Source organism: Vibrio sp. Vb1018 (assembly GCF_033338775.1).
In the GTDB taxonomy this organism is placed as follows: domain Bacteria; phylum Pseudomonadota; class Gammaproteobacteria; order Enterobacterales; family Vibrionaceae; genus Vibrio; species Vibrio alginolyticus.
Genome location: NZ_JAWOTI010000010.1, coordinates 173,103 through 179,465, shown reverse-complemented (window position 1 = coordinate 179,465; position 6,363 = coordinate 173,103). Strand labels below are relative to the sequence as shown.

Annotated in this window: 7 protein-coding genes and 2 tRNA genes; 6 read left to right on the top strand and 3 right to left on the bottom strand. The window is 43.6% G+C overall.

What is annotated here, in order from left to right:
- Positions 1-150 precede the first annotated feature (150 nt).
- The 5 genes from R7Z10_RS12930 to R7Z10_RS12910 all read left to right on the top strand — a co-directional run bounded on the left by R7Z10_RS12930 (position 151) and on the right by R7Z10_RS12910 (position 2,649).
- A tRNA-Asp gene (locus R7Z10_RS12930) sits at positions 151-227 on the top strand.
- A 35-nt stretch (positions 228-262) separates the two neighbouring features.
- Positions 263-339: transfer RNA gene (locus R7Z10_RS12925), tRNA-Trp, on the top strand.
- A 496-nt stretch (positions 340-835) separates the two neighbouring features.
- Positions 836-1,168: a DUF1904 domain-containing protein gene (locus R7Z10_RS12920; protein ID WP_005381768.1), complete on the top strand. Its 333-nt coding sequence runs from the start codon at positions 836-838 to the stop codon at positions 1,166-1,168.
- A 12-nt stretch (positions 1,169-1,180) separates the two neighbouring features.
- Complete coding sequence (mepA, locus tag R7Z10_RS12915; RefSeq protein WP_262597681.1) at positions 1,181-2,017, top strand: penicillin-insensitive murein endopeptidase; 837 nt, start codon at positions 1,181-1,183, stop codon at positions 2,015-2,017.
- 323 nt (positions 2,018-2,340) lie between these two features.
- The gene (locus R7Z10_RS12910) at positions 2,341-2,649 is read left to right on the top strand and encodes a hypothetical protein (protein ID WP_005381765.1); all 309 of its coding nucleotides are present in this window, start codon (positions 2,341-2,343) and stop codon (positions 2,647-2,649) included.
- A 42-nt stretch (positions 2,650-2,691) separates the two neighbouring features.
- Here the strand turns inward: R7Z10_RS12910 and R7Z10_RS12905 are convergent, their stop codons facing one another.
- The 3 genes from R7Z10_RS12905 to rdgC form a co-directional block, all read right to left on the bottom strand.
- Entirely contained in the window at positions 2,692-2,946 is a 255-nt protein-coding gene (locus R7Z10_RS12905; RefSeq protein ID WP_005381763.1) for a YfhL family 4Fe-4S dicluster ferredoxin, read from the bottom strand.
- Positions 2,947-2,948: 2 nt separating this feature from the next.
- Positions 2,949-4,349 carry a tRNA 5-hydroxyuridine modification protein YegQ gene (yegQ, locus tag R7Z10_RS12900; protein WP_053306549.1) on the bottom strand — a complete coding sequence of 467 codons (1,401 nt, stop codon included), beginning with the start codon at positions 4,347-4,349 and terminating at the stop codon, positions 2,949-2,951.
- A 165-nt stretch (positions 4,350-4,514) separates the two neighbouring features.
- Positions 4,515-5,429, bottom strand: coding sequence for a recombination-associated protein RdgC (gene rdgC, locus R7Z10_RS12895; RefSeq protein WP_005381753.1), 915 nt, complete (start codon positions 5,427-5,429; stop codon positions 4,515-4,517).
- A gap of 224 nt (positions 5,430-5,653) precedes the next feature.
- Here rdgC and phoB point away from each other — a divergent pair, with 224 nt between their 5' ends.
- On the top strand, positions 5,654-6,343 hold the full coding sequence (gene phoB / locus R7Z10_RS12890; protein ID WP_005381752.1) for a phosphate regulon transcriptional regulator PhoB: 690 nt from the start codon (positions 5,654-5,656) through the stop codon (positions 6,341-6,343).
- The last annotated feature ends 20 nt before the right edge of the window (positions 6,344-6,363 follow it).

Here is a 6,363-nt window from a genome sequence, read left to right as displayed (position 1 = left end):
ACTCAGAAGTGAAACGAAATAGCGCCGATGGTAGTGTGGGGCTTCCCCATGTGAGAGTAGGACATCGCCAGGCTTTAGTTTTATTTTCACTTTTTCGAAAAGTGAAGACAAAAGCGGACGCTTGCTTATTAAAGCGAGTGATACCACTGCGGAGTGGTAGTTCAGTTGGTTAGAATACCGGCCTGTCACGCCGGGGGTCGCGGGTTCGAGTCCCGTCCACTCCGCCACTTATTTGAGCGTCGTCTCAATAAACACGAATTACAGGGGTGTAGCTCCAATTGGCAGAGCAGCGGATTCCAAATCCGCGTGTTGGGAGTTCGAATCTCTCCACCCCTGCCATACTCTGAAGCCTCAGCAGTAATGCTGGGGCTTTTTTGCATCTGAAGAAAAGAGAAGCTGACTAGTTGGAAGAGTTGTCGACTCCTCTGATACCAAAGTATCGGGGGATTGAAAGCTCATATCTCCGGGATATTGGTCCACTTCACCTATCCCCCATGTTCATAAGCTCTGGCTTAGGTCAGGGGCTCTTTTATTTCTAACGAATATGTCTTTTATTCCTAACGTATAGTTCCGATGTCAGGTGTATGTTTATCCAACGAATATGGCATACCTTTGCTTCAGGTAGATTTATTTTCTAGTAATGTAATTACTAAATGTTGATGTATCGCTTTGTTCTTTCTGGTTTACCTTCGAATTTCATAACACTTTTTCTTCGTTATCGAGCACATCTGATTCACAATTTATTGAAAGGTTAGTGGTTACATTGACTTGGATGATTACTGACTTGGTTCCTGTTATCATCATGCATTAATGCTAATAATTAGGAAGTAAGTTTATGCCACATTTTCGATTCCGTGCTGTAGAGCCACAAGCTGTTCAGGCATTATCAAAACCCCTTACGGATGAACTTCAGCCTCTAATGGACTGTCCGCGTGAGGATTTTACTTTTGAGTATATCTACACTACGTTTTTCAATGAGGGTGAGGTGAGTGCTGCATATCCTTTTGTCGAAGTGCTTTGGTTCGACCGTGGCCAGGAAGTGCAAGATGAAGTTGCCAAGCTTATTACGCAACAAGTGCGCGGTATCGCTGGTGCCGATATTGATGTTGCAGTTATCTTTTCCGCCTTATCTCCTAAAGCTTATTACGATAATGGCGAACACTACTAAAGGTTAAAGGCTATGAGGCTGAGTTTCATTGTAACTTTGGGTTTATGTTTCTCAGCTTCAGTATGTTCTACTCCTTGGGAGTCTGCGGTTAATCCTACCCGAAACTCTTCCTCCTCTATTGGTAGTTATGCTAACGGTTGTTTAGATGGTGCATTACCCTTGCCTCTCGATGGCGTTGGTTATCAAGTCTTACGTAGTAAAACGAAGCGCTACTATGGGCACCCTAAAACGATAGAGTTTATTGAAAATCTGGCGCTTAAAGCTCATCAAAATCTCAACACCACTCTGCTAATTGGTGATTTATCTTTACCTAGAGGTGGAAGGTTCTCCTCTGGTCATTCTAGTCATCAAACCGGGTTAGATATCGATATCTGGTTAAGACTTGCTGACCAACCGCTTTCTTATAACGAATTACAACTTCCTAAGCCCATGAGTGTGGTGGATTTAAAAGGTTATTCCATACTTAATCATCGCTGGGAAGAACGGCACTTTAAGCTAATTCGGTACGCTTCAAAAAGTAAGGATGTTGCACGAATTTTTGTACATCCTGTTATTAAGGAGCAACTTTGCTTGCAAGAAAACGGCAAAGATCGTTCTTGGTTACGTAAAGTACGTCCATGGTGGGGGCATCATTACCACTTTCACGTCAGGTTGTCTTGTCCTGATTCGAGCGACTATTGTGTTGATCAAGCACCACCTCCAGTAGGCGATGGCTGCGGTGTTGAGCTCGCAAGTTGGGCCCCGAAAGCGAAACTTATTGATACCCCTCCACGGGTAAAAACAACCTCTAAGCCCAAACGAAAAAAAGTCGTTCCACCTCAATGCTTGCCGCTTATCAATCCTAATTAGTGTTACTCTCCAGGTTTATCTGTACTTGGTGATCTCTTTTATGAAACTGGAGAAACATCATACTTTTGTCTACATTGAATAATACCAATACAAAAACTAACCCAATTAGTTTTGGGGACATATTATAGAAATCTAAATTAAACAAAGAGTTGTAGTATGGGTAAGTTGTAACTTCTTTGTTTAGAAAAAGATCTTTCGTCACGATACTCTGGTTTCTTAGCAATATGTCTGTCAGTTGGCTAAAAAGCGATAACAACGCAGACAAGTGTGTAAGGCAGGGATATGCCCTTTTCCTGTTAGAAGAGTAAATCAAGGACAAAACCATGACTATGATTTGTGCAAAAGAATTTGCAGAGTGGTTAAGACACAGATTTAGCAGTGATACTAAAGGAGTCTCTTTGACTCGAGAGGATGTGAATCACCTGACTGGGCGTCAACGCCTTGATCCGGGTTTTGTTAATGATGTGCATTATGAGCTGATGCAATATGGGATGGCTTTCGTTACTGATACGAGCCGAGAAAACTTTTATTTAATACCTGTTTCTCAAGCGGAGAATTGGCGTGAGAGACTAGAGTATCATTTTGAAAAAGAGCTATTCTGCAATATTATCCCTATTGAAAAATCAGGTTGAGAAAAGGTTCAACTTTGATGTCAAAGTTGAACCTAATTGCTCTTATGCTAACCCTTGAATAATCACGAATTTTTCAAGCAACTGCTCTTCAGTTTCGACATGGTTCGGATCAGTGATTATGCATTTTGTAATTGGACACACTGACTGACAGGTCGGCTTTTCGTAATGCCCCTTACACTCTGTACATAGCGCTGGATCAATTTCGAAAATGCTCTCTCCCATACTGATTGCCCCATTAGGGCATTCGGGATCACACATGTCGCAGTTAATGCATTTATCAGTAATGAGCAAGGCCATGGTTACTTACCAGTCGGGTTACGGGTGTCCTGCCCTGAGTTTAGATTACGCATTAATAGGCCATATTCTAAATCTAGCTCTGCTGGTACTGGAATGAATACAAAGTGACCGTTTCCTTTCGCGTCTTCAATAGACTCTGATTTGCGGTTTTCCATTGCCTCTAGCGTGAAAACAATATTGCCTTTTGGCGTCATTAGTTCAAGGCTATCACCGACAAGAAACTTATTTTTTACTTCTACTTCAGCCATGTCACCACGACGTTGGCCAGTGAATTCACCAACAAACTGTTGAGCATCAGAGACTGAGTAACCGTAATCGTAGTTTTGGTAAGTGTCGTGTGTATGACGGCGTAGGAAGCCTTCAGTGTAGCCACGGTGAGCTAGGCTTTCTAGTGTACCCATTAGGCTTTCATCGAATGGTCGACCTGCTACAGCATCATCAATTGCTTTACGATAAACTTGAGCGGTACGTGCGCAGTAGTAGAACGATTTAGTACGACCTTCAATTTTCAATGAGTGAACACCCATCTTAGTTAAGCGTTCAACGTGCTGAACCGCTCGTAGGTCTTTAGAGTTCATGATGTAAGTACCATGCTCATCTTCGTAGGCCGCCATTTTTTCTTCTGGACGGTGCGCTTCAGAAAGCAGAACGACTTCATCTGTTGGTTTGCCGCGACCAATTGTGGTTTCAGGGCGCTCGTCTTGTACTTCGACAGGCTGTGCTTCAGTCGGGTCGAATTTCTCTACGATATCACCAGCGTCGTTTTCTTTACCCTCTTCAACTTTGTATTCCCAGCGGCATGCGTTAGTGCAAGTGCCTTGGTTAGGGTCACGTTTGTTGATATAGCCAGAAAGTAGGCAACGACCTGAGTAAGCCATGCATAATGCACCGTGAACGAATACTTCAAGCTCAGTTTCAGGGCAATGCTCACGAATTTCTTCGATTTCTTCTAGTGACAGCTCGCGAGAAACGATCACACGTTCCACGCCATTCGCTGCCCAGAACTTAACGGTCGCCCAGTTTACAGCGTTTGCTTGTACAGAAAGGTGAATTGGCATTTCTGGGAAAGCTTCACGAACCATCATAATTAGGCCTGGATCTGACATGATCAATGCGTCAGGACCCATCTCTACGATTGGCTTAAGATCACGGATGAACGTTTTTAGCTTCGAGTTGTGTGGTTGAATGTTACATACCACATAAAGCTTTTTGCCTAGGGCGTGGGCTTCATCGATACCGATTTTTAGGTTCTCGTGGTTAAACTCGTTGTTACGTACGCGAAGGCTGTAGCGAGGTTGGCCAGCGTAAACTGCATCTGCCCCGTAGGCGAATGCGTAACGCATGTTTTTCAGGCTGCCCGCTGGAGATAGTAGCTCAGGCACGAATGCTTTCTCAGTTGTCATTGCTCAATTCTCTTTTATCTGATCACAAGTCAGGCCAATTCCACCTAATGGAAATGGGGCGCAAATTTTACGTCAAAATGTGAACTGTGACTAGGGTAATTGTGCTTCAGATAGAAAAACGCCCTCAAAAAAAGTGAGGGCGTTATGGTTAACCTTTATACAAAATTAAGCGTTAGGATTCGGTAAGCCGCCTAGCGCATCGTATAGGTTGGGAAGGAAAGCACTGAACTCTCCACACATTAGAGAGAAGTCTGCATCAAATCGAGCTGCTTGATCTTCACGTGGAATATCATCGTTTTGATCTTTCAATTCATCAGAGAATTTTAGACGTTTGATGCCTGCATCTTCCGTCATAATGAACTCAATACGATCTTGCCAATTAAGCGCAAGTTTCGTCACGACTTTATCCGCAGCGATGTGGTTGCGGATTTCATCAGTGGTTAGCTCTTGCTTCTTACAGCGAATCACACCACCTTCTTCAAGTACGGATTTTAGCTCAGCTTCGTCCATCATGCTGATACCTTGAGGTGTGTCACCGCTTTTCACCCACTCGGTTAGCGTAGTTTCAATCGCCACTTCTGGAATAGCAGGAACAACAGGTAGACTACCCATGGTTTTACGAAGCAATGCTAATACATCTTCTGCTTTTTTATAGCTGCTTGCATCAACAAGGATAAAACCTTCTTTTGGCATGATGAGCACGTGAGTGTGGCTGCTGCGGCTGAATGCGCGCGGCAGTAAATCCATTACGATGTCATCTTTCAGGTTGTCTTTCTCTTTCTTCTTCAGAGGACGACCTTCTTGCGCTTCCATTGCTTCTACTTTTGCATTCAATGATTCTTTGATCACAGAGGCAGGTAGCATTTTCTCTTCTTTCTTGGCGCAAATCAGAATGCGGTTTTCTGACACGTGAGTCATCATATCGCCATGTCTACCCATTGCACTGACCCAGCCAAATTTCTGTTTGTCTTGACTGCCACACGGGGTGAATCGGAATTCAGACAGCTGAGTTTCTAGTTGTTCGGCGTTAAAAGTAACCTCGCGGTTAACGCGGTATACCAGACAGTTTTTAAACCACATAAATCTTCTCTAGGCTTGATGACAAGGGACTAATCATAGGGAATTTTTGTGCTGATGTCTTAATAGAAATGAAAAATATCCGAATGAACCTCAAAAGAAAGTTATATGAAAATTTGTTTTCAAAGGTCACAAAAGTGTCATAATTGGTAGTGATAATGCTTATGCAAAGAGAGGCGCTTTGTCTCTTAAATTCATTAGCTCAACGAACATAAGGTTACTCAATTATGTCTAGAAGGATTCTGGTTGTTGAAGACGAAGCTCCTATTCGCGAAATGCTGTGCTTCGTACTTGAGCAGAAAGGTTACCAAGCGGTAGAAGCGGAAGATTACGATACTGCAGTAACCAAACTGGCTGAACCCTTCCCTGATTTAGTTTTACTGGATTGGATGTTACCAGGCGGTAGTGGCATTAACTTCATCAAACATATGAAGCGAGAGGAATTAACGCGCAACATTCCAGTTGTGATGCTTACCGCTCGTGGTGAAGAAGAAGATAAAGTGCGCGGTTTAGAAGTCGGTGCGGATGACTACATTACTAAGCCATTCTCTCCTAAAGAGTTGGTTGCACGCCTAAAAGCGGTGATTCGTCGCGTTACCCCTACTGCACTAGAAGATGTAATTGATGTACAGGGATTGAAGCTTGACCCTGTATCGCACCGTGTTACGGCTAATGATGCGCCATTAGACATGGGCCCTACAGAATTTAAGATGCTTCATTTTTTCATGACGCATCAAGAACGCGTATACAGCCGTGAGCAGCTATTAAACAATGTTTGGGGCACCAACGTGTATGTCGAAGACCGTACGGTCGATGTTCACATTCGCCGCCTGCGTAAAGCATTGGAAGCTGCAGGGCATGATAAGCTGATCCAAACTGTTCGTGGTGCTGGATACCGCTTCTCGACGAAGGCATAAATTAACACGCAGCTTATCGG